Origin of the sequence: Paenibacillus sp. J22TS3 (genome assembly GCF_018403205.1) — a bacterium.
GTDB lineage: Bacteria > Bacillota > Bacilli > Paenibacillales > Paenibacillaceae > Fontibacillus > Fontibacillus tuaregi.
In genome coordinates this window covers 1,257,266-1,276,844 of record NZ_BOSF01000001.1, presented here as the reverse complement: position 1 = coordinate 1,276,844, position 19,579 = coordinate 1,257,266, and the positions used below count along the sequence as shown (strand labels likewise).

Annotated in this window: 20 protein-coding genes; 4 read left to right on the top strand and 16 right to left on the bottom strand. The window is 46.0% G+C overall.

Annotation, left to right across the window (positions count from 1 at the left end):
* The first annotated feature begins 156 nt into the window (after positions 1–156).
* From KJS63_RS05700 to KJS63_RS05685, 4 genes are all read left to right on the top strand, one after another.
* Entirely contained in the window at positions 157–1,848 is a 1,692-nt protein-coding gene (locus KJS63_RS05700; RefSeq protein ID WP_213618263.1) for a methyl-accepting chemotaxis protein, read from the top strand.
* A 397-nt stretch (positions 1,849–2,245) separates the two neighbouring features.
* A complete protein-coding gene (locus KJS63_RS05695) occupies positions 2,246–2,818 on the top strand; it encodes a hypothetical protein (RefSeq protein ID WP_213618262.1) in 573 nt (190 codons plus the stop codon).
* A 48-nt stretch (positions 2,819–2,866) separates the two neighbouring features.
* Positions 2,867–3,277, top strand: coding sequence for a transcriptional regulator (locus tag KJS63_RS05690; RefSeq protein WP_163859544.1), 411 nt, complete (start codon positions 2,867–2,869; stop codon positions 3,275–3,277).
* Between the two features lie 7 nt (positions 3,278–3,284).
* Positions 3,285–5,171, top strand: coding sequence for a hypothetical protein (locus KJS63_RS05685; protein ID WP_213618261.1), 1,887 nt, complete (start codon positions 3,285–3,287; stop codon positions 5,169–5,171).
* 52 nt (positions 5,172–5,223) lie between these two features.
* Here the strand turns inward: KJS63_RS05685 and KJS63_RS05680 are convergent, their stop codons facing one another.
* The 16 genes from KJS63_RS05680 to cpaB form a co-directional block, all read right to left on the bottom strand.
* Entirely contained in the window at positions 5,224–5,550 is a 327-nt protein-coding gene (locus KJS63_RS05680) for an acyl-CoA thioester hydrolase/BAAT C-terminal domain-containing protein (RefSeq protein WP_280520789.1), read from the bottom strand.
* A gap of 289 nt (positions 5,551–5,839) precedes the next feature.
* Complete coding sequence (locus tag KJS63_RS26120; protein ID WP_244862489.1) at positions 5,840–6,850, bottom strand: hypothetical protein; 1,011 nt, start codon at positions 6,848–6,850, stop codon at positions 5,840–5,842.
* 95 nt (positions 6,851–6,945) lie between these two features.
* Positions 6,946–8,766, bottom strand: coding sequence for a VirB4 family type IV secretion system protein (locus tag KJS63_RS05670; RefSeq protein ID WP_213618259.1), 1,821 nt, complete (start codon positions 8,764–8,766; stop codon positions 6,946–6,948).
* A complete protein-coding gene (locus tag KJS63_RS05665; RefSeq protein ID WP_244862488.1) occupies positions 8,767–9,612 on the bottom strand; it encodes a C39 family peptidase in 846 nt (281 codons plus the stop codon).
* The gene (locus KJS63_RS05660; RefSeq protein WP_024982799.1) at positions 9,602–10,294 is read right to left on the bottom strand and encodes a TraC-like domain-containing protein; all 693 of its coding nucleotides are present in this window, start codon (positions 10,292–10,294) and stop codon (positions 9,602–9,604) included. The genes KJS63_RS05665 and KJS63_RS05660 overlap by 11 nt, the downstream gene beginning before the upstream one ends.
* Positions 10,295–10,320: 26 nt before the next feature.
* Positions 10,321–12,054, bottom strand: coding sequence for a DUF8193 domain-containing protein (locus KJS63_RS05655; RefSeq protein ID WP_244862487.1), 1,734 nt, complete (start codon positions 12,052–12,054; stop codon positions 10,321–10,323).
* Positions 12,055–12,127: 73 nt separating this feature from the next.
* Positions 12,128–12,733 (bottom strand): DUF6550 family protein, encoded by a 606-nt coding sequence (locus tag KJS63_RS05650; protein ID WP_213618258.1) that lies wholly within the window; start codon positions 12,731–12,733, stop codon positions 12,128–12,130.
* Between the two features lie 113 nt (positions 12,734–12,846).
* The gene (locus KJS63_RS05645; protein ID WP_213618257.1) at positions 12,847–13,383 is read right to left on the bottom strand and encodes a hypothetical protein; all 537 of its coding nucleotides are present in this window, start codon (positions 13,381–13,383) and stop codon (positions 12,847–12,849) included.
* Positions 13,380–13,775: a DUF4320 family protein gene (locus tag KJS63_RS05640; protein ID WP_024982803.1), complete on the bottom strand. Its 396-nt coding sequence runs from the start codon at positions 13,773–13,775 to the stop codon at positions 13,380–13,382. The genes KJS63_RS05645 and KJS63_RS05640 overlap by 4 nt, the downstream gene beginning before the upstream one ends.
* A 15-nt stretch (positions 13,776–13,790) precedes the next feature.
* The gene (locus KJS63_RS05635) at positions 13,791–14,663 is read right to left on the bottom strand and encodes a hypothetical protein (RefSeq protein WP_024982804.1); all 873 of its coding nucleotides are present in this window, start codon (positions 14,661–14,663) and stop codon (positions 13,791–13,793) included.
* A 13-nt stretch (positions 14,664–14,676) separates the two neighbouring features.
* Positions 14,677–15,441 carry a JAB domain-containing protein gene (locus KJS63_RS05630; RefSeq protein ID WP_024982805.1) on the bottom strand — a complete coding sequence of 255 codons (765 nt, stop codon included), beginning with the start codon at positions 15,439–15,441 and terminating at the stop codon, positions 14,677–14,679.
* A complete protein-coding gene (locus KJS63_RS05625) occupies positions 15,425–15,724 on the bottom strand; it encodes a hypothetical protein (protein ID WP_197029761.1) in 300 nt (99 codons plus the stop codon). Before KJS63_RS05625 ends, KJS63_RS05630 begins: the two co-directional genes overlap by 17 nt.
* 25 nt (positions 15,725–15,749) lie before the next feature.
* The gene (locus KJS63_RS05620) at positions 15,750–16,682 is read right to left on the bottom strand and encodes a membrane protein (protein WP_024982807.1); all 933 of its coding nucleotides are present in this window, start codon (positions 16,680–16,682) and stop codon (positions 15,750–15,752) included.
* Positions 16,679–18,025 (bottom strand): CpaF/VirB11 family protein, encoded by a 1,347-nt coding sequence (locus tag KJS63_RS05615; protein ID WP_024982808.1) that lies wholly within the window; start codon positions 18,023–18,025, stop codon positions 16,679–16,681. Before KJS63_RS05615 ends, KJS63_RS05620 begins: the two co-directional genes overlap by 4 nt.
* Positions 18,022–18,831: a hypothetical protein gene (locus tag KJS63_RS05610; protein WP_024982809.1), complete on the bottom strand. Its 810-nt coding sequence runs from the start codon at positions 18,829–18,831 to the stop codon at positions 18,022–18,024. The genes KJS63_RS05615 and KJS63_RS05610 overlap by 4 nt, the downstream gene beginning before the upstream one ends.
* Positions 18,824–19,579, bottom strand: a complete 756-nt coding sequence (gene cpaB, locus KJS63_RS05605; RefSeq protein WP_024982810.1) for a Flp pilus assembly protein CpaB — start codon at positions 19,577–19,579, stop codon at positions 18,824–18,826. Before cpaB ends, KJS63_RS05610 begins: the two co-directional genes overlap by 8 nt.

Sequence of the window (19,579 nt, the reverse complement as noted above, 5' to 3'; positions counted from 1 at the left end):
GAAGCGTCCTGAAAAAGGGATTCTTCGCGTGATTTTTTTGCAAGGGAACTATAAAAAATTGATTGCACATCGGTGCCCGTGTTTATTGTTTAATTTCATCTTTTTAAATATAATTATTCTAAATAGATAAAAAACAAGGGGGAGAACCAATAGATTATGAGTATTAAAATGAAAAGTTTCATTTCGTTCGCAGTTCTTTTTATCGCTTTTATAGCGATGCAGTTGTTTCAGTACTTCATATCCGAAGCACAGTGGAAGGAATTGAAAAAAATTGAGGATCATACCTTGAAAGCTGCCCTTTTGGCGGATGATTTAAAGTTATCTGTCGTGCAAGTGCAGCAATGGCTCACTGATATAAGCGCGACGAGAGGCAAGGATGGACTTGACGACGGTTTCGACCAAGCCGCAAAATACGCGGCTCTTTTTCATGAAAACCTGAAAAAAATGAAAGATATGTATCCGCATGAAGCGCAAAAGTTGGATGAAACCAAAACTTCTTTTGACCGATACTATGAAATGGGGAAAAAGATGGCAAACGAGTACATCGCCGGCGGATACGAACGTGGTAATCGGATCATGGGCGAATTTGACAAAAGCGCCGAGGACATCAATAAACGTATTGATGAACTCCGTAACAGCAAATTAATCGAGATCACGAACGCAGTCTTACAGGCCGAACAAACGAACAAGGCTAATAACCAATTGTCCGTCATCTACCTTGTGGTCGTACTTGCAGTCGGTCTTGTGGTTGTTTATTTACATAGTCGTTCAGTCATCCGGCCGCTGAAAAAACTCATTCAAGGCACGAAACGGATTGCCGAGGGAGATTTAGGCCAGCCAATAGCGGCAATATCCAAGGATGAAATTGGACAGCTTGCCCTTTCCTTCGAAGCGATGCGGCAGAATTTGGCCACGTTAATAGAACGGATTAAAGCAACAAGCGAACAGGTGGCAGATTCGTCAAAGCAATTGGCAAGCAGCGTCGAAGAAACTGTACTGGCTGTTAATCAGGTTGCCGTGGTGACCGAGGAAATTGCAAGCGGTTCTGATATGCAGGTAAGTGTGACGGAAGAAAGCAGTAAGGCAACGGAAGAAATGGCGATTGGTGTGCAGCGCATTGCCGAAATTTCCGGTGAAGTGGCGGAACTCTCCAACGAAACGGCAAAAGCAGCCGGTGCAGGTAATGAGTCGATTCAAGAAGCGATTAGGAAAATGGAGATGGTTAGCAAAACGGTTCATGAATCAGCCTCCCTGGTACGACAGCTTGGGGAACGATCGAACGAAATTAATCGCATAACCGAGGTTCTTACGGGAATTACCAGTCAAACAGAATTGTTGGCCTTAAACGCCGCCATCGAAGCCTCAAGAGCCGGAGAACAAGGAAAAGGATTCGCAGTTGTCGCAGGCGAAGTCAAAAAACTTGCGGAACAATCCAAACAGTCGGCGGACATGATCGCGGATATGATCGAAAAAGTTCAGGATGATATTTTCAAAGTGGTCCGATCTATCGAAATCGGTACAAAAGAGGCGGATGAAGGGAATCAAATCATACAATGGGCGGGAGGGATTTTCCAAAATATTGTTTTAGATTCAGAAAAGATTGCTGCGCAGGCCGAAGAAGTTTCTGCGGCGACGGAACAAATGTCAGCCGGTTCTGAACAAATTAGCGCTTCCATCGGTGAACTGAACAACATTGCCACCGCGTCTTACAAAAGGAGTAGAGATGCTGCTTCATTCTCACAGGAACAGTTGGCCTCGATAGAAGGGATTTCTGCTTCCGTGCAAACATTAAGCCGCATGGCCAAAGAATTGAATAACTCTATTCACAAGTTCAAAGTTGAGCATTAAAATATTTTAGTTCCGGTCATTTCTCTTCTGTATCGAAGTGAAGTAGATAACCGTTTTTATGAACGATTTGACAGCTTTTCTACTCGAAGCGGGTTCGGGGCCATGTCATCCGAATCAGCTTGTGCTGACAGATCTTCAATTTGTTTTCGTTGGAGACAGCTCCGGCAAATATTGCAAAAGTAATTTCTTGTTCATTGTTTGTCCGCATATGGATCAAATAGGTCTTTTTGCTTTCGCGGCTCTTACGACAAAGAATGGCGTTATATCCTCTTGCTGCATACGCCATCCATTGTCCCTCACTTGTGTCATGCTTGGCAATAAAAAGCCGCTCGTTTCCCGACAGGGAATCTGAGCGGCAATTGTTTTATCTCCAAAAACCTTTAAGGAAGTTGATTACGTGCGAATCGAAGACGGGATTTACTTTTCACCTACTCTAAAATATCGCGATGTCACATTGGATAATCCAGAGGTGCTTATCCAAGCATTCAGAGATAGAATAAATGGTTTCTACCTAGGGGCAATAAAGAAACTAAATGAAGACAATGACGCATTTGCGGCAGGCTTACTCTGTGTAACAACAATGGATGTGCTATCAAGACTGAAATCAAATATCGAAGAAGTGCGCAAAAGGTATGTTCATTGGTTGGCCACGGAAATCCCGGAGTTCGCCCAGCGTCTGCCAGGTAAAAAGCAATTATTGGCCGACTTATTTTACAAACAATTCAGAAACGGTTTGGTCCATGAAGGACGTATTAAAGATGGGGGGCAGTTCTCCTATATTTTTGCTGGAATGATTACCGTTGAAAATCAATTTATGATTGTTAATCCTTGGAAACTGGCCGACAATATTGAAACGGTTTTTAATCGGTACATGACAGAGGGTTTGACCAGTTCAGAAGAATTCCAGAGCTTCACCCAAATGATAATTCGTGATTTTGGCGCAAAGATAGCACATGCAAAAAGGCATTGATAACAGGACGGTGGAAATATGCTTACAGAAAGACAGGAGTTCGAAAATTTGAAGTATCTAATCGAGTCTTACCAGAAAGTAATCGATCTTCTTCTGGAGTATCGAGATAAGGAAGGAATAAGTCGGATTCCACAAACAAAGATGGCCGAAATTCTACAAGTATCTCAAAGTAATGTATCAAAAAAGCTGAGAACATTAATCAGATTCGGTGCAGTTGAGAGAATAGGTCATGCAGGAGCTTACTGTGTCAAAAATACCAATGTCATCGAAAAAACACCGATTGGATTCGCATTAAAATTGATCCTGATGTTGCAGAAACATCCTGAAGTGATCATGGATTATACCAAACAAGCGGAGATCATGGGTGTTTCTTATCATGACATCCAGGTTGCTTGGGGGCACTTGATTTATATCGGAGGTTCACCTTATCAAAAACGAGTGGAAACGATAAAGGAATGATGGAAGCATGTCTCAACCTAAATCTTCTGATTTAAGCATGAACTGGGCGATTGACCGGAAGACAGAGAAAATAAGATCGGCAAGGGAGGTTCATAATCACCAGCACTTGAAGGAGCCAAATCGTTATGTCTGTTTAGGATGTAAAGAACTTCCCAAACATCTCATATCAGCGAACGAAAAGGACAAACAACCAACGGTTCTTGAACATGTCGCCGACGATGAATATCCCTTTTTTCGAAAAGGCAAGTTGCAGCAGCATTACGAAAGGTGCCGTTTCCGGAGTCCAGATTCAAAAGTCATTTCGCTGGCAGAAACAAACGGAATGTCCGTCGATGAACGAGCAAAGGTGATCAGAATATTAACAAGCGCCAAATTGGTCAGAAAAATTGGGGATCCATTGGGGTATTCAAGAAGAGCGTATGCTAAATTCTTTACCCAACCTGCTCACCAGAAGTTTTATTTTTTCTTATCCAGTCTGCTGAAAGATTATGAGATTAATACCTTCAAGAATAACGTTTCTGCATTCGGTGTCCTAACAGAAAGCGGGGAAAAAGTTAAATTTGCCGATATATTCGGAATGCAGGACGATATCATCAACAGAATCGACAAACTCGGTTCAAGTTGCTTGGCTGTAGTCGTAGGTACCGTAAGAAATGCTACTCATAAAGGTCATATAATAATTGATTTTTCCACCAGTAGAGAGGAAAAAAGACGAAATTCAAAACCATTTCGACTCTATGTGCATCATGATTACGCAGCTAAAGTTGGCGACGTTACGCTTCTAGAAAATCAGAAGATCGCTTGCTATGGTTTTGCGGAAAAGAAAATGCTGGCACATGGCACGGTTTATCAAATGGAGTTGTATTCCATAGAGCATCAAATCTATTTTTTCGAAAACCCTCCGGATCGGAAAAGAATCGGCTCAATTGAAGAGCCTGACGACCCGATTGATTACGCGCTGCAAGAATGCTCAGGTTTCACATCAAGATTTTGGGGAACGGAGCGGCTCGCCGATCAAATGATCAAAGATTTATTAACCATACATGGACAAGCAATAGCGGCACAACACAAGGCAAATTTGGCGAAAGAAGAAGCGAAGCAACCCGGCTTCGAGGCATTTATGACGAGCTGGAACAAGTTGCGTTCGCAAATAGCAAACGATAAAAAACAGGTTGAACAATTGCAATTGGAGCTGCAGCAAGTTGCCGCGGCGCTTCGGAGTGAAGGTGCGAAGCTATCATCCAGATTCGGTTTTAACCGAAAAACTTTGGGGGCTCATGAAGATAATCGAAATCGCATCCAACAACAAATTCAAGAAATCAATCAGGGACTAAAAGCAAAAGAAGAAACACTTCAACTAAATAACGAGAAGAAACTTCAGTGGGATAAATGGAAGCAGTCATTGGAAAAGCGAAAGCAAGACATCGAGAGAGCAGATCGAGGCGCTGTTACAGAAACAAAACTCAAGAGAACATTAGCTGCATTTGATCCATATCTTTTTCGTATTCCGCTAAGGCACCCTCGATGGGATTTGTTTCTCGGATTCCATTGCAGCGTAGAAGATGAATCTAAGGGTATCATCAGAGCAATTATGCAACTTTACACGGCACATGATCAGGCTTGGCTTCCGGCAGATCATTCCCTTCAAGAGAGAGTTATTGACCATCACTTTAGTGTCAATCAGCTGAATTTGTCACCAAGAGAGGCAATGAAAGGACTTTATTCCAAACTGGGGCAGGCCATTTTCGAATACCTTCAGCTTATGGGATGGCCTGCTTCGAAGTGTAAGTGTCCGAAATGCAAAGGCTCGTTGAGGTTGCAATATCGAAATGAGCAATTTTCCCTCCTATGCTGGGATTCGAAATGCAGAAACGGTTATGAGTTAAAATGGTAGGAAATTCCTAAAAAATTCAACTGGAATTTCCTTTAAACGATATTATCGAGCTTTATCCATCCAAGTTTTGTTTCAAAAAGTCAAGCATCTTGGGCCAGGCGTCGAGAGCGGTGCGGGTATTGGCCTTGTCGCTGCCGCCAAATGTAACCGTCATACCTCCGCCGGGAGACAGCATTACATTGGGCGGCATATAGGGCAAGGTGTACGGAAAACAGAGGAAGTGACCTGCATCCTTATAATGAAGATGGATGTTTTTATAGGGATGGTGATGACAGTTTAACCATTCCATCACGATCTCAGCAAACTTTGATGAAGGCCATAGCTGGTCGTCGCCACCCGAGACGAGCATGATCGGTCCTTGCATTCGCTCACCAGGAATACGGGCAGCTCGGATTTGGCTGAGTCTTTCAACGTCTTGATAAAGCCGGCCTTATTGCCGCTTGGGCGCCGTGTGATCCAGTTCCAGAAGAATCGAAATGTACCGCTTACGTCAAATTTTGGTTTCAAATAAGGTAAAGCCTCATTGTTCAGCGTCCATGCAGGTTGTGGGAGAGGCATATTATTGCGGGTGCCCGCGTAACGGTATGCGCTCGGGGAGGCGGTAATGACGGCCGATATTTCCGGATAGGTTGCTCCTAATTGCAAGGCCAATTTTCCTCAAGTATGAATCATATGAGGATATACTCAGAGAGCAATCGTTTGTACACTGTTGCATTGACATTAGTATCAAACAAATCATGGGAGCTTTCACCGAACCGGATGTTATTGCTGATTAAACGTTGCACATGAGGCTGCAAATCCCCAGGGACAAAAAGCCCCAATGCCTGTACAGCGTACTCTTTGCACCGCCTGATTGCCTTATAGAAAACCGGCAACTCATAAGGCATAGCGGAACCGCAGAGTACTCGGATATTTGCATGGACAAACTCCTCCTGAAGCTGCCTTTCCCCAAGTACGCCACAATCTATAACAATAAAGTTATAATCTTTGTTTAACTCCTTTGTGAAATAGAAATCCATTTGTTCAAGTATATAGGCGTTCTGGTCCTGCTCGGGCTGAAATAGCTGGACGATATGGGCCAGATGCTTGCTGGTATTAGCCTCTACATAGCAAGCCGTTCCACCATGGCTGTTAATCCAGCAGACCAGATTGAACGCCGTTGTTGTTACTCCAGTCCGGCGATCACTTCCTGCAATAGCGATTGTAATATTGGTACAGTCAAAACGATACTGCTCTTGTTCGGGCAGAGGTAATTCATTATTGGTTTGAGTAGGAGCGGGGGAGATCTTATATCTTTGCATGCCATTAGCGGAAAGGCATTCCAAAATTTCAGCTTGAATTTCTTCTATGTCTTGTGCGGTCACAAGATCAGATACACCGGATTGGATCAATTCTTTCGCAAACGAGCTTTCGGCTTGCAAACCCTCGGCTATTACAATTACTCTGGCTTCGTACATGGTGAGAAAGGACGCAATGGCTTTTACAAATTCTACATCGTCCTCGACCACGGCATTTCGATCTATCACAAAGTACTTGAAGTGGCTAAAGTTACGCATGTCTTTTACGACAAACTGCAAAAGAGAAAAACGGCCAGTGAGCTTTTTGGCAATGAGATTGGTTTCCTGTTCAGCAAAATCCAGCAGATTCACTCTGTCCTTGCTGGTCAAATATAAAATCATCGCTTACACTCCCCTAAGCAAGAGCAATACCGTGCCTACAAGAACAAATGCGATGTAGAGGAACAATTCAATGAGTTTCTTCTTTCGTTCCATCGTTATCGTCCGCCTGCCTTTCCCATGTAAGCAAACTTGTACTCAGGGATATCAAAATGAATGTGCAGCCGCTTGGAACCGATCATAAATAGGGCATGTCCTCGTTTCTTGCTGGCCAGTAGTTCTTCTTCGGCATCCGTAAGATTGTAAAGCTCTCGCGTTTCCTGCAAGTTCTTTCCGTCCGTTCCCATGATAATCTTCATGCAGGGAATATCCAGAAGCGCCTGCCCGTACATCTTTACTTCCGGGGCGAGAAAGTCCACGACGCTGTGTGAAATAATCGCTAACCCGGATTCATATTTCCGAGCGCGTTTTTCCACATTTCGCAGGAAAACCAGGCTTTGAGGCACATTCGGGTCAATCATCAAGTAACTTTCGTCGCAGATGAGCAGCACCCGTTCCGTCCGATCTTTGGACATTTGCTCCCAACACCAGGAAAGCAGGTTGAAATACTGGGTTCGCTTAATATTGTCGGATGTATTTTGCAGTGTATGAGTATCCAAGCAGATACAGCGGGAATGGGTTTCAATCGTGCTATGTCCGTTCCATAAAAAAGAATCCCCGCCGTTTGCAATATCATAGAGCAGCAGGGGTAGTTCTTTATAGACTTCGTCTTCGAGTGTCGATTCCTTATGGCGGATTAATTGGAACAGATCGGAGAAGGTGGGGAAGTCGGTATTTTTTAGTGTTGTAATATCTGTGGTCCAGGTAATGTGAAACTGGTTGTATAACTCAATCAGGCATTGCTTGAGTACCGCTTTTTGCATAATGGTCAGGTCAGGAATGTAAAGATTAAAGAAGATTTCAAGATTTTTCAGGTGTAGGGCCATATCTGACATTCCATTGCCTTCATCCTTATAAAGCGGTTTTTTTTCCCCCTCTTCATCACGGGGAGCGGGACGAATTTGCAAAGGGTTGATCATCCCGTTCGAACCGCCGCCAGCATTGATCCAATCCCCGTTTAAACTTTGACATAGTTCTTTGTACTCAGACTCCGGGTCGATGAAGATTAGCTTGGTTCCCATAAAATATTCGCTGAGTGCGATATGTTTCACGGCTGTCGATTTTCCTACGCCTGCCACACCCATAATGACGAAATTGGAGTTGGTACGGTCATTGCCGCGATGCCAGGTATCGACAATAACAAGTCCGCCGTGGCTGTCTTTGGCAAAATAGTAGCCATTCTCGTCGCTAAAACCGCTGCTGGCAAAGGGAAAGCCCCCTACAAACGTACTCATCGGTATGATCCGATTGAGGATATTTTCAACCTGTTCGTTTCCCGGAAACGTGGGGGAGAGATGCTGAAATCCTTCTTTTTGCAAATTGGCCAACGTACGAACTTTACACTTTAACATACTCAGCGTATTTTCCATTCTGCGGCAAACACGGCTAAACCCTTTCTCGTCGTCGGCCAGCGGCATGACGGTGATATTCATCAAGCCTACGGTTTCTCCGTGCTGATCGATCTGAAGCATAATTCGTTCACCGTCATTTGCCGCTTTTTCTGCCCGTTGACGAGTGAGCGGATCCTTGGCGCTTTCCGCTGTGCCTCGATTCTGAATGATCGATTTGGAAATGGCCGAGATCAGAGCGCTGTTGTCGGTAGGTTGATAACCAATAGTGACGATGGTGCTGGGAATGTGGGTCATTTTCGAGAGCCAACCGACATCGACTTTTTGCGGATACTGAATCACTCCATATACTTTTGCACTGTTTTCTCCGAGAACAAACCGATTGCGTTCAAACCCCAATCCGAGTGGAGTAATGACATTAAGCAACGAGGGATTCACTGATATTTCGCAATGCTCTTTTCGTTTTGCCATCTATGGGTTCACTCCTTGTTTGGAAAATATCCAGAAGGGACCGCCCGCGGCGGCATGTTGTCGAGCTTCTTTCAAGAAAATGTCGAGGTCCCATTCTTGTTCGCTGCGTTTTTTGCTGGCGGGATCTGCAACCAGGATTTTCCCTTCTTCCGTTACGCCTCGCAGCACGATAAAATGCCCGGATGAAGTGAAGTGCCCTTTGCCCATAATGGCGATCACCAATTTGCCGCTTGCCAGGGCATCGACAATTTTTTGCGCTTCCTTGGCGCTGCTGCCTTCCACTTGCAGACCAAAGTGCTTGCCGCCTTCCGGGATCAGGCTGTGGTAACTGCCGTTGCCTTCTGCATAGTAACCGTTTTGATACGCCCAGTTTGCCATGGTGACCGGGTCGACCGTTTGGCCGGAAAGGGTGGATACCACCATGGCCAATGAGGTTGGGCCGCAACCGGCTACGCCAATCGTATCGCTGGTGCCGTACAATGTATTAGCCCATCGGGAATCCATTTGGTTGTAGTACACGACTTCGGTTTCACCCGATTTCAGGATGACACCCTCGTATTGCTGACCAAGACTTTCCCGGTACCCATCATCTGCTTCTTGCAGCAGCTGGGTGAAACCGTAGTCGGCTCTCATTTCCGTGACATAAGGCAATTCATTCGGTTTAAACAGGCTACCGAGAAATTGAAAGGGGGCGGTCAGAATTTGCAGAATCATGGCGATGAGGAGGAGGAAAGTGATGACAGGCGCAAGCACAAGCAGGAGGATTCGTTTACGGACTTGTTCATCGGTGGCTATTTTTGCAGCAATTTGTGCAATGATTTTGGCTGTACCCGGATCAACGGCCATGTAATAGGCCCCCTTCCGTTAAAAAGGGAATGACCGCATCTTGATCTGTCGTTTCCAGATGGGTATACCCCGGATTGTGAACCAGATTGCACAGCCGAACAATATCCTGTTGCTTCAGGATTTGGGTTTGTACTTGACAGTCTTCAAAATGTTGAGCCAGACTTTTAATACGTTGGAGCGATTCTCGTTCACCATCCGGTTCAAGGCGATTCCAGACAGATAGATAGAATTGGCGTTCAACCACTTCTCCAGAGAGCGCGAATGTGTTCATCTCCAATATTTCGTGTTTGAGCAATTCCTTTTGTTTGGGGTCGTCGGTATTCAATAATGAGGTCAATTGTGAGATGACGGGAGAGATATCAACTGGACGGCTAACCGCAATAAACTTGAACGGATACTGAACGGTGGAAAGCTCGGCGGTTAGCATATTGATGAAATGCTGTTTTTCACTCTTGCTGAGCAGGTCAATGCTAACGGGAAAAACTTTCAAAAAGCACAGCACCAAACCATCCAAGGTATACAAATAGTGTCCGCGAATATCTTTCACGTTGATAAATTCGTGGGCTGTTTGTTGTTTTGTATCAGATGTAGCTTTCTTTTTTCGGTTGCTCATGTTGAGATAAAAAAAGACTGCACCTCCGCCAACAAGGCAGAGGAGCAGCATGATAATCGGTAGCAGCATGGTTGTACCGCCTTTCCGGTTTCTGTTTATTTTTTGGGAGCAATATGCCAATCTGAATATAGATTTTCTTTGATTTGAATTTGGTCTGACACATTGACTTGCAACATTCCGTCAGGCGTCCAGGCATCGATAATTTCCGTATAGGGCTCATAGATTCCATCAGGAAACCAGATCGGCGTAAAATGGACCCTCCGGTTATAGGTCGAGTATTTATTGGGCTTTAGTTCAAAGGCCGCCTGATATCCGCCAGTGATTCGGTCGTACAATCGCCAGTAGGTGGAAAATTGGAATTCAGGAAAATAAGCTACAGCATGCTGCGCTCCGGTGATGTGTGAGGCGGGAGCATTGGAGGCAAGGGAAGTATTGACATTCATTTGAATACCGTACCCGGATTTCATCGTTTTACCCGAAGCGGTGGGCACTTTATCGTCCGGCTTGACGGTATGGGTGGCCGATAAGGAAGCGATGTAGCTTGTCCAGTGATAATCCCACCAGCCTTGATCTTCCCAATGACCATGATCCACCCAGTAACCGCCGCCATCTCCGGTTCCGTGCCATACCCAATTCGATATCCAAACCCAGTTGGCATGCCAACTTGCTGACCAAACTCCCCATGAAGCCGTTGTTTTCTGAGGATGGGAAGGAAGAGTGGGGAGTTTGAAGGAATCGTTACGATCTGTGGCGGTGGGATTTGGCGGCGGGTTCTGATCAAGATCTACAATATTGGCCTGAATGGTGTGTTGACTTAACCTTCCTTGGCTCGTGCTTACATGAATCGTGACCATTTGTGGTGTACGAGGAGTTCGCCATTTAAACCAGACAACCTGGCTATCGCCTTCCGGAATGACGATGTCTGTTACGGTGTAGGAGCTGCCCATCACGGAGAAGGTGACTTGTGCAGGATCTTCAGGCGTAATCTGCTCTCCAGTTGATAGGAATACCGAGGTAATCACTTCGGTATCGGTCCGATATTCATATTCCGCATCGCTTTCAACAGGAGGCGGTGGAGGCAATTCTTTGAACCGTACAATGCCAAGACCGAGTGATGATATAATCTGGGCATTGCTTACACGGTCACTACTGGAGCCAGACCATGCAGGGAAACCCAGATCCGGCTTTTCCAGAAACATTGCCAGCGGCAAATTTTGATGAGTAAGACTGACCATTTTCGAACGTAATCCGCCGCTCAGGACTTGATCATATAGCGCCGCTTCGTGAGCGGTCATACCTACTTTGGAGCCTTGGAAAGTGAAGTAGGCAATAGGTTCGAGTAATAGACGGTAGTTCCCGTTGGTGAGGGTGTCAAAGTCGATTCCAGAAGATGAAGCGATACTGCGTATCACTTGCTCATCTGTGAAATAACTTTTGATGACTTCAATATTGGAAGGGGAACTGCCGGAACTAATGATTTTGGGAATGGGTTGCTTTGCTTTTATATAGATGTAGCCACCATTTTTCGGTGCTAAATTTGCTCCATTGCGATAGTGAATTTTACTGACTTTACCAAAGTGAAGAAGATTTTCAGGTATCGTTTTATTGGTATAGTCCATTGGGGTAGAAACTGGCATTTCATCGCTTGCACGGATGACAGTTATTCGAACCCCATCATCACCAGGGCTCCACTTGTTTTGCGAGTTACCTTGCCCCATGTCTCCTCCGCCATTATCGATATTGCCGTCACCCGTAGCGAATGCGGGTGTAGTAGTAGAGAGCATGCAAGCGATAATGAAGAAGCCAAGAATGTTGAATAGCCTTCGCAAGCCGAACACCTCCCATAAAAAAAGAGCACGCTATATTAGCCGCACTCTTTAACAAGATTTAATAGATTTTATTTTAATCCATACTGCCAATTTTATTGCCATTCTCGTACATATCGTTTGCCACGGTTTCCTGATTTGGTCCTTCCTGATCTACCCAACCAAAACCGGGAAACCATACCTGGCCTTTGCTAATTTTATCTCCGGATTTAGGTTCGCTATCTTTTTTTGCTGGCTGCGTCTCCTTCTCGTCATAAACAGGAGGAGTGGATTTATCCTGTGTAGCAGTTTTTGGTTTGGGTTTTGGCGGCTCCGTTGGTTTAGATGCTTCCTTTGGAGTTGCAATAGGAACTTTCACATCTTCTTTTTTCGTTTCAGGTTGCAGCACCGGTGAATCGGTTACGGTTGGTTGATCTTTTATTTCAGGTACGATAACGGGAGAGGGTGACGGAGCCGTAGAAGATTCCGGTTGAGGATCTTTTATATCCACAATGTTATTGGATTGTTTCTCTTCCGTGTTAATTGCAACGGAAGCTGGCGTTGAATTCTCCGGGACATTGGCTACCGGCTCCTGCTCTTCTTTATTTGGTGAACCGATTATAAAAACTGCCCATAGAAGGCAGATAACGGATACTCCCGAGATTAGAATCAGCCATTTCGATTTGGATTTCGGATTAAACATCGCTACTCATCTCCTTTTTCTCAGAGTACAGTACAATAAACCAGGCATTCTCCTAAATTTATTGTACTGTATATATTTGTAAATCTCAACAAAACAGTGGTTGACACATGATTTCAAAACTTTGGCGTATAGCCCGCTTTCACGGTCAAGGTGGATTTCATCGGGGGAAGGGCATGCCAGCCGAAGGAGAAGGGCACCTCAAGCGTAATCGTTCCTTCTGCTTCGAATTTTGAAACGGTACTGGGGGAAGCGGGAGCAAAGGGAGCGTTTTGAACAGAAATGTTAAGACCTGACACCGCAAATTCTTCTTCGGTACCGGCATACTTGATATGTTTGTTGCCTTGTACGGTAAGCCCAAGCGTTTGATCCAGGCGAGCATACACATCGCCGGTACTGAATTGTTCACTCCACGTATCCGCGGCGGTTAAGGTATAGCCGCCGGAATAGCCTTCCCTCAGCCCGTTATACACTTGCGCATAGTTTTCCGTAGCGACCGCAATGATGGAGCTTTGCACTGCATCCCGTACGCCGGTAGCGATAATGACAAGTCGCATATACTCAAATATGGCACAGGAAATGATCAGGATCGCCAACACCGCAGCTATGACAAGCGGGTATCCGTTCCCGAATGTATTGCGAATGAACTTCATTTCCAATAGACCTCCGATCTTCCTGATGCCTTAGCTGTCAGGTCGATGGGGAAAGAACCAAAACTGCCGAACAACCCAATGTTCACCGTTACTTGCAAGGTGACAGTAACTTCTTCGTTGATTTGCACATTTCCCGTTTTGGACCAGGAGATGGTCGGATCAAGCCCAGTCTGGTTCTTTAACTGTATCGCGCGGCGGCTTGTTTCCTGACCGACCCTGCCGGCGATTTCGGCTTCTCTGACCAATTCGTCGGCAAAACGGTCAAGCTGGTTTTTGGCGATAAACACAGGAAACACTTTCACCGCTAACGCGATACCGAGCATGACAACCAGAACAAGTACGACAACATCGATATAACCCTCGCCGCGTTTGCACCGTAAACAATGCTGCATTCGCAACTCCTCCCTTCAAAACAGTTTGCCGAGGGCTTTCATAATTTCCATACCGATGATCACCAGATACATGAGCAAAAAGCATCCAAGCATATAAAAGGAATATTTGCGAATTTTGCTGGGACGCTTCATCGCGATCAGTTTCAATCGCTGAATTTCCAGCAGCTTAAAATCATGAGCCAGCATTTCAAAATAGACGACACCTTGGTCGCCCCGTTGTACAGCCAGAAGGCCGCGGACAATATCGGACAGCATCGTGCTGCCCATACGAGTCTCCAGTCGGGTTAATGCCGTCTCGTGATTGCCGCTTTTCATATCGGCTATCGTGATTTCCAGTTCGCTTGCCAAACTTTCTCCGGCGTTTTTTCGATACGTTTCCAGGATCAGCAAAACGTCTCGGGTCGCCTTCAACTCTTGTGCAATGGTAGCGGCAAAGCGGGGCAGTTCATATTCGATATGCTCCCGCTTTTTGCGAATGACCCGGTCCGCGGATTGGATATCCTTGAAGTAAATACCAATCGCTAAAAACAGAAGCAAAGGAGAAAGCAAGGGGAAAATGAGCAAGCAGGGAATAATCGACAGGGCGACCAAGCCGGATTTGACGATGGCCTTGGCATAAAACGCGGCAGGCGTCATGCGGATCCCTGTCGATTTCAATATGGCTTCGGTCTTTCTTCGTTTATAATCGCTTAGCGGAATGAGGGGAGCTAGGCGAGTTGAAAGTTCGGAAACAATTGCTTCAAGAAGCTGGCTTTTTCGCTTGAACGGCTTGGTTGCTTGCATGATGACACGCGTATCCGCCCATGTAGGCAGCTTTAACCATTCTGAGGCCAAAAAATAAGCTCCGGTTGCAAATAGCAGACCGAAGCTCACAAGGATGCCGATCATAGGCTCACCTCCTTCATCGTTCAAATTCATCGTCTTCCCATGTGGTGTCGTGAGAACTAAAGTCATCCCAAGCAGCCGAATGGTTCTCATAAATGGCTTCGTTCACGCTTGTGTTCTCGGAACGAAGTATGATGCTCTCGTAATTTACTTTATCGTCGGAAGGCTGCGGCAATTGCCCCATCGCGGCCATGGAAGCGTAAGTTCCGTTCGCAATAATCAAATGGTCCAACACGGAAATGTGCAATGGAGAGAAAATCGAAACAAGGCGCTCAGTCAGGATTTGGTCTTCCATACTGGGACGAAGGGAACCGCCGGGGTGATTATGTGCCAAAATGATAGCGGCGCAGTCGCAATTCAATGCCGCTTTTAAAATCTCGCGGGGATAAACTTGGGCGAACCCGACGCTGCCTTCTGACATCACGCGTGACTCGATCAAATGGTTCCCATTGTCCAAAAACGCAACCATCAGTTTCTCTTTGTCTTTGACATGTCCCAATTGCGCGGCAAAAAACTTTCCGGCATCGTCGGGAGAACGGAACGGGCTCTTCCCCTGACTTTCTTCGAATCGGAGCAATTTGTAGGAAACGAGAAATTCGTTCAACAGATGGAGCTTTTCAAGCTGGCGCGGCGTGGATTCAATGACATAAGGGTGATCGAGAATATTGAACAGATTATGATCCCTGGCGTATTTTTGCAGTTTGTGGGTCGAAATGCCGGTCAGTGCGGATATCCCTTCAATAAAGTTGGAGGCATGAAGCGAGTTATAAGATGGTGTCATAGGGGTACCCCCAATCCTGCGGAACATCCCTGTTTTCCTGATCGGATTCATCCTTCAATTCTCCGGTTCCATAAAGGACAAGGCGCACGGCATGTAGCTTGTAACGCGTTTCTTCGGGCAGGTCCAGCTCATCCAATCGTTGAAAAAAGCCCCGCGTTCCGTATTTTTTCAATCCCCTTTGAATTTGGGCAGTAACTGAGGGAGGAGGGGAAAGGAGTCTTTCCAGAATCGCAGCGGTTCGTTGTAAGGTTGTTTCCATATCGCGAGAGTGTGATGTTGACATTTCAGTTCCTCCTTGCGAGTAGGTTTTATCTTTTATACTCGATCGGGCGTGTTAATCGAATGACTGCGGCCAGGGAGATGAACAGGGTTAACGCACAAAGAGCCATGACGAATTTGCCCGCCGCTGTATCGACCAACGTGTGAAACCAATCTTTGTTAAGAAAATACAGGAGCGGAATATTCCCGATCAAAAGCAGCGCCATCGTAATAAATTCTTTTAACGGTTCGTAAAGCAGATAGTCCAATTCAGCAGATACGACACGCATATCGGATAGTTTGGAAATGATCGGGGTAAGCGTCGTTTTGAGCGTGACATCTTCCTGACAAGCCATGATTGCGTCGCACCATTCCTGAAAGACGCTATTGTTGATTTTACTTTTTAGCTCTGTCAACGCTTGTTGCAGATTCGAGTTAATCAGCTTGGACTGGGCCAGAAAGGACAAAAACACATCCGAAACAGGCGGATTCAAATAACCGACGTTTTCCTCCACAGCGGACAGTATGCTTTCGCTGCGCAAGTAAGAGGTGGTGATGACCGAGAGAGCGGTTTCCAATTCGGCATTCAGACGTTTTTTGTAAAAGCTTGCGCTGAACAGTACGATCCAAAAAGGCAGAAGGGCAAAACCAATAGCGAGAACCGGCACCATAAACAAATTGCCAAAAGCCAGGGCCAATAGCGCACCAACCAAAAAGAGGGCAAGGGAAGAAATACATACCTTTCCAAACGATTCTTTCCTTCCCGTTTGTTCCAGCATCGTTTTGGCTTCATCAATCGTGAGCCGAATGCCTTTTCTCTTTTTCGGATTCTGTACGGCTTTGATTTTTTTTCGCAAGGAAGGGTTCTTTTGAAAAGGAATGTGTTCGGCTACTTCGCGCACCCATTCTGCGGGATTCAACTTCAGAACAAGGAAGGAACCGGCAACGAGGCCCATAAAGGCCATGACGAGCAGTACGATCATGCGGATTCGCCTCCCATCATTTGCTCAAGCAGATGGAGCGGCATCCCGTTTTCGAGCAGCCGTTTTTGCAAACTTGGCGATATATTTTGGACTTTTTCATAGGATCCGGCAATCCGAATTTTCCCATTTTCTATCGTATTGGAGGCCACGGCATAGCGGAAAAGCGTGCGGATATTTCGACTTCCATCCGGCAGAATTTCACATTCGGTGATTTCCATCACCTTGCGGGAGTTATCCTCCAATTTCTTGGCAAACATGACAATCGGGAACGCCTCCGTCACAAGGTTATACAAGGTTTGGTCGCTCATATCGTATTTTTGTTTGCAGAGCGTAACCATTCGGTAATAGGTGGCAATGCAGGAATTGGCGTGTGTCGTTGTAATCACGGCATGACCGGTACGAGCTGCTTCTTGCGCGGCGAAGGCCTCTGCCGACTTCATCTCCCCGACGCAGATGACATCAGGGTTGGCGGTAAGGGCATATTCGAGCAACTTCTCCTGATCAATATTTTGCCTGTTATCTTCGCTGTACCGGGTAACGGTATGAACGACGTTATTTTGTACTTGCCCATTTTCATCTTCCACCACAAGATCAAATTCCCGGGTGCCATTCTCAATGGTGAAAATTCGCTTGTCGTAAGGAATGGTCGATAACATCCAGCTCATCAAGGTCGTTTTCCCGCTGCCGGTGGCTCCAGTAACACAAATGGACAAGCCGTAGCGCAAGCAAAGACTGACAAAATCCAGCATTTCCGCCGTAGCCGTTCCGTTGCGAATGAAATCTTGTTTTCCCAATTTTTGCGGGTTAATGATCCGTATGGATGCGGCTACGCCTTTGTCCGAATCAGTGATCGGTGCTCCGAAAACTGTAATCCGAATATTGTTGGCCAGATGTCCACGGACGATCGGTTGTGAATGATCCAGGATCATCCCTGATTTGTGCAGCAGGCGTCTGACCACGTCGACGGCATGTTCCGGTGAGGTAAACTGTTCAGAGGCCGGGAGAATGCGTCCATCCGTATAGGTGATTTTGACATCTTTGTACCCGTTGATATTGATCTCTTCTACATCATGGGAAAACAAATACGGGGTAAGAAAAGAAAACTCCGCCATTTCCGCATATAACCGTTCCACCAGTTCGTCGAAAGAAAGCCCGTCTACACTCAAGCGATAATCCATGACATATTTGGTGGTATACGAAATGATCTGTTGTTTTTGTTCCTCGGCATTTCGGGAAATAAGCGTAGCGTATTTGCCGGAGAGATATTCTTGCACCTCTTTCAGTACTTCGGAAAATGGCTTTTTATTGCTACTTGCCGGATAAAATAACGTTGCCCCTTTCATGACCGCACTCCTTTGAACCTTTGTATCAAGCGCTGGATGAATGGTTGCTTATCTGCTTTCGAAGGATAGTCCATAAAACGTCCGGCTAATTTTTGAATAGCACTCAGGTAGGAACGGGCGTCTTTTCCTTCGTAAGCGTCCAATAACCGAGCCGAAACCGCTTGTTGTTCCACGATAGAGACAAAAGGCAGCAGGTGATGGATCCCCCCAAAGACATTGCTGTATTGAACACTGTCTTGTTTTGCTTTCACGTTGGAAAGAAGATGCAGATGACGATCTGTATGAAATCGGGAGTCACTCAGCAGTGGTAAATGGGAGGCAAAATAACTCAGGCTTTTCAGCGTGCATTCATGCACTCGCAAAACCTGATCAGCGACTTCAAGCGCGGCCACGGATAACTGATCGGCAGACAACACGCTGGAGCAATCCACGATGACGACATCTGCAAGGTGTCGGCTCAAGGTGAAAAAATCCAGTGCTCTCTCTTTGGTATAGCTGGCATAGGTAAAGGCGTTATCGCCGTGAACATAGCCGATGAACGCCAGATGGGAAAAAGCTTTGCATGGAACGAGATGCTGGAAAATCTGTTCTTGCGATATCGACGGCAAACTGAGTAATCGGCCCAATGATTGTTCTTTTGCATGGACACCTGGCAGAAGGGTTGGAATCGAAGGGCACACCGAATCACAGAGAACAACCAGTACATTGATTTGCCTGGAGGCAAATTCCCGAGCCAGTTTTATGGAAGTTACCGTCTTTCCGCTGCCCGGACTGCCCCATACGGCAATGATTTGGTGATTATTCATGGACAGCCTCCTTATCTGGTGTAGACTTTTCGGAGAGAAAAGCATCCTGTTTTGCAATAAAAGCTTGAGCAGTGGCCTGATCTCCCCGGTATACGAGAGCAGCATGAAGTTGGCCTTTGACCTCCATATCGGCCAGAAGCTCCGCTTGTATCGGCTGTACCAGCAACGTGAGCGTAGAAGGCAACTGCTGCTTGTCATCGTCGGATTTATTTTGTGTGGATGCCTTTTCTTTGTCCACCCCGCTGCTTGTCGTTACGGCAAGCACTTCGACATATTGCAGTTCCGGCGGCATGGTCGTCGTTCTCATTTCTCCGTAATCGGAAGCGATCAGGGTAATAATGTCCCCGGTCTGCAGTTTGCCCGATAGACCCGCTGCAAAACTTTTGATACTGATCGAGATTGCTTGCTTACTTCCGTTCAAACGGTCCAAAAATTCTGCGAGCGGAACAGCGGATAGTTTCGTCGAGAGAATATAGTCTCCTTTTTGTAACACAGCAGCGGCATACTGTCCTATGACTGCATCCATCGATGTCAGCACATTGGATGGCAAGTTGTATGCCCCAACCTGGACGATTTCCAGCTTTTCTTTGGTGATTTGTTCGCCCGTTGCGATGTCCTGCGTGACTCTGACGATTTCCGTCTGTGCCCGCAAGGATTGTTGAAACAGGAGCGTTAACCCAAAACAAATCAGGAGAGAAAGGACAATACAGCCAATCCCTAGCACGGTACGATTCTTACCCCATTGCAA

What these genes read in the sequence shown, in the direction of transcription:
- KJS63_RS05620 (WP_024982807.1), bottom strand. Translation starts at nt 16,682, where the DNA reads ATGATCGTACTGCTCGTCATGGCCTTTATGGGCCTCGTTGCCGGTTCC.
- KJS63_RS26120 (WP_244862489.1), bottom strand. Translation starts at nt 6,850, where the DNA reads ATGATTTTATATTTGACCAGCAAGGACAGAGTGAATCTGCTGGATTTT.
- KJS63_RS05660 (WP_024982799.1), bottom strand. Translation starts at nt 10,294, where the DNA reads ATGCTGCTACCGATTATCATGCTGCTCCTCTGCCTTGTTGGCGGAGGT.
- KJS63_RS05685 (WP_213618261.1), top strand. Translation starts at nt 3,285, where the DNA reads ATGTCTCAACCTAAATCTTCTGATTTAAGCATGAACTGGGCGATTGAC.
- KJS63_RS05625 (WP_197029761.1), bottom strand. Translation starts at nt 15,724, where the DNA reads ATGTCAACATCACACTCTCGCGATATGGAAACAACCTTACAACGAACC.
- KJS63_RS05645 (WP_213618257.1), bottom strand. Translation starts at nt 13,383, where the DNA reads ATGAAGTTCATTCGCAATACATTCGGGAACGGATACCCGCTTGTCATA.
- KJS63_RS05700 (WP_213618263.1), top strand. Translation starts at nt 157, where the DNA reads ATGAGTATTAAAATGAAAAGTTTCATTTCGTTCGCAGTTCTTTTTATC.
- KJS63_RS05670 (WP_213618259.1), bottom strand. Translation starts at nt 8,766, where the DNA reads ATGGCAAAACGAAAAGAGCATTGCGAAATATCAGTGAATCCCTCGTTG.
- KJS63_RS05640 (WP_024982803.1), bottom strand. Translation starts at nt 13,775, where the DNA reads ATGCAGCATTGTTTACGGTGCAAACGCGGCGAGGGTTATATCGATGTT.
- KJS63_RS05630 (WP_024982805.1), bottom strand. Translation starts at nt 15,441, where the DNA reads ATGACACCATCTTATAACTCGCTTCATGCCTCCAACTTTATTGAAGGG.
- KJS63_RS05650 (WP_213618258.1), bottom strand. Translation starts at nt 12,733, where the DNA reads ATGTTTAATCCGAAATCCAAATCGAAATGGCTGATTCTAATCTCGGGA.
- KJS63_RS05615 (WP_024982808.1), bottom strand. Translation starts at nt 18,025, where the DNA reads ATGAAAGGGGCAACGTTATTTTATCCGGCAAGTAGCAATAAAAAGCCA.
- KJS63_RS05635 (WP_024982804.1), bottom strand. Translation starts at nt 14,663, where the DNA reads ATGATCGGCATCCTTGTGAGCTTCGGTCTGCTATTTGCAACCGGAGCT.
- KJS63_RS05665 (WP_244862488.1), bottom strand. Translation starts at nt 9,612, where the DNA reads ATGGCCGTTGATCCGGGTACAGCCAAAATCATTGCACAAATTGCTGCA.
- KJS63_RS05610 (WP_024982809.1), bottom strand. Translation starts at nt 18,831, where the DNA reads ATGAATAATCACCAAATCATTGCCGTATGGGGCAGTCCGGGCAGCGGA.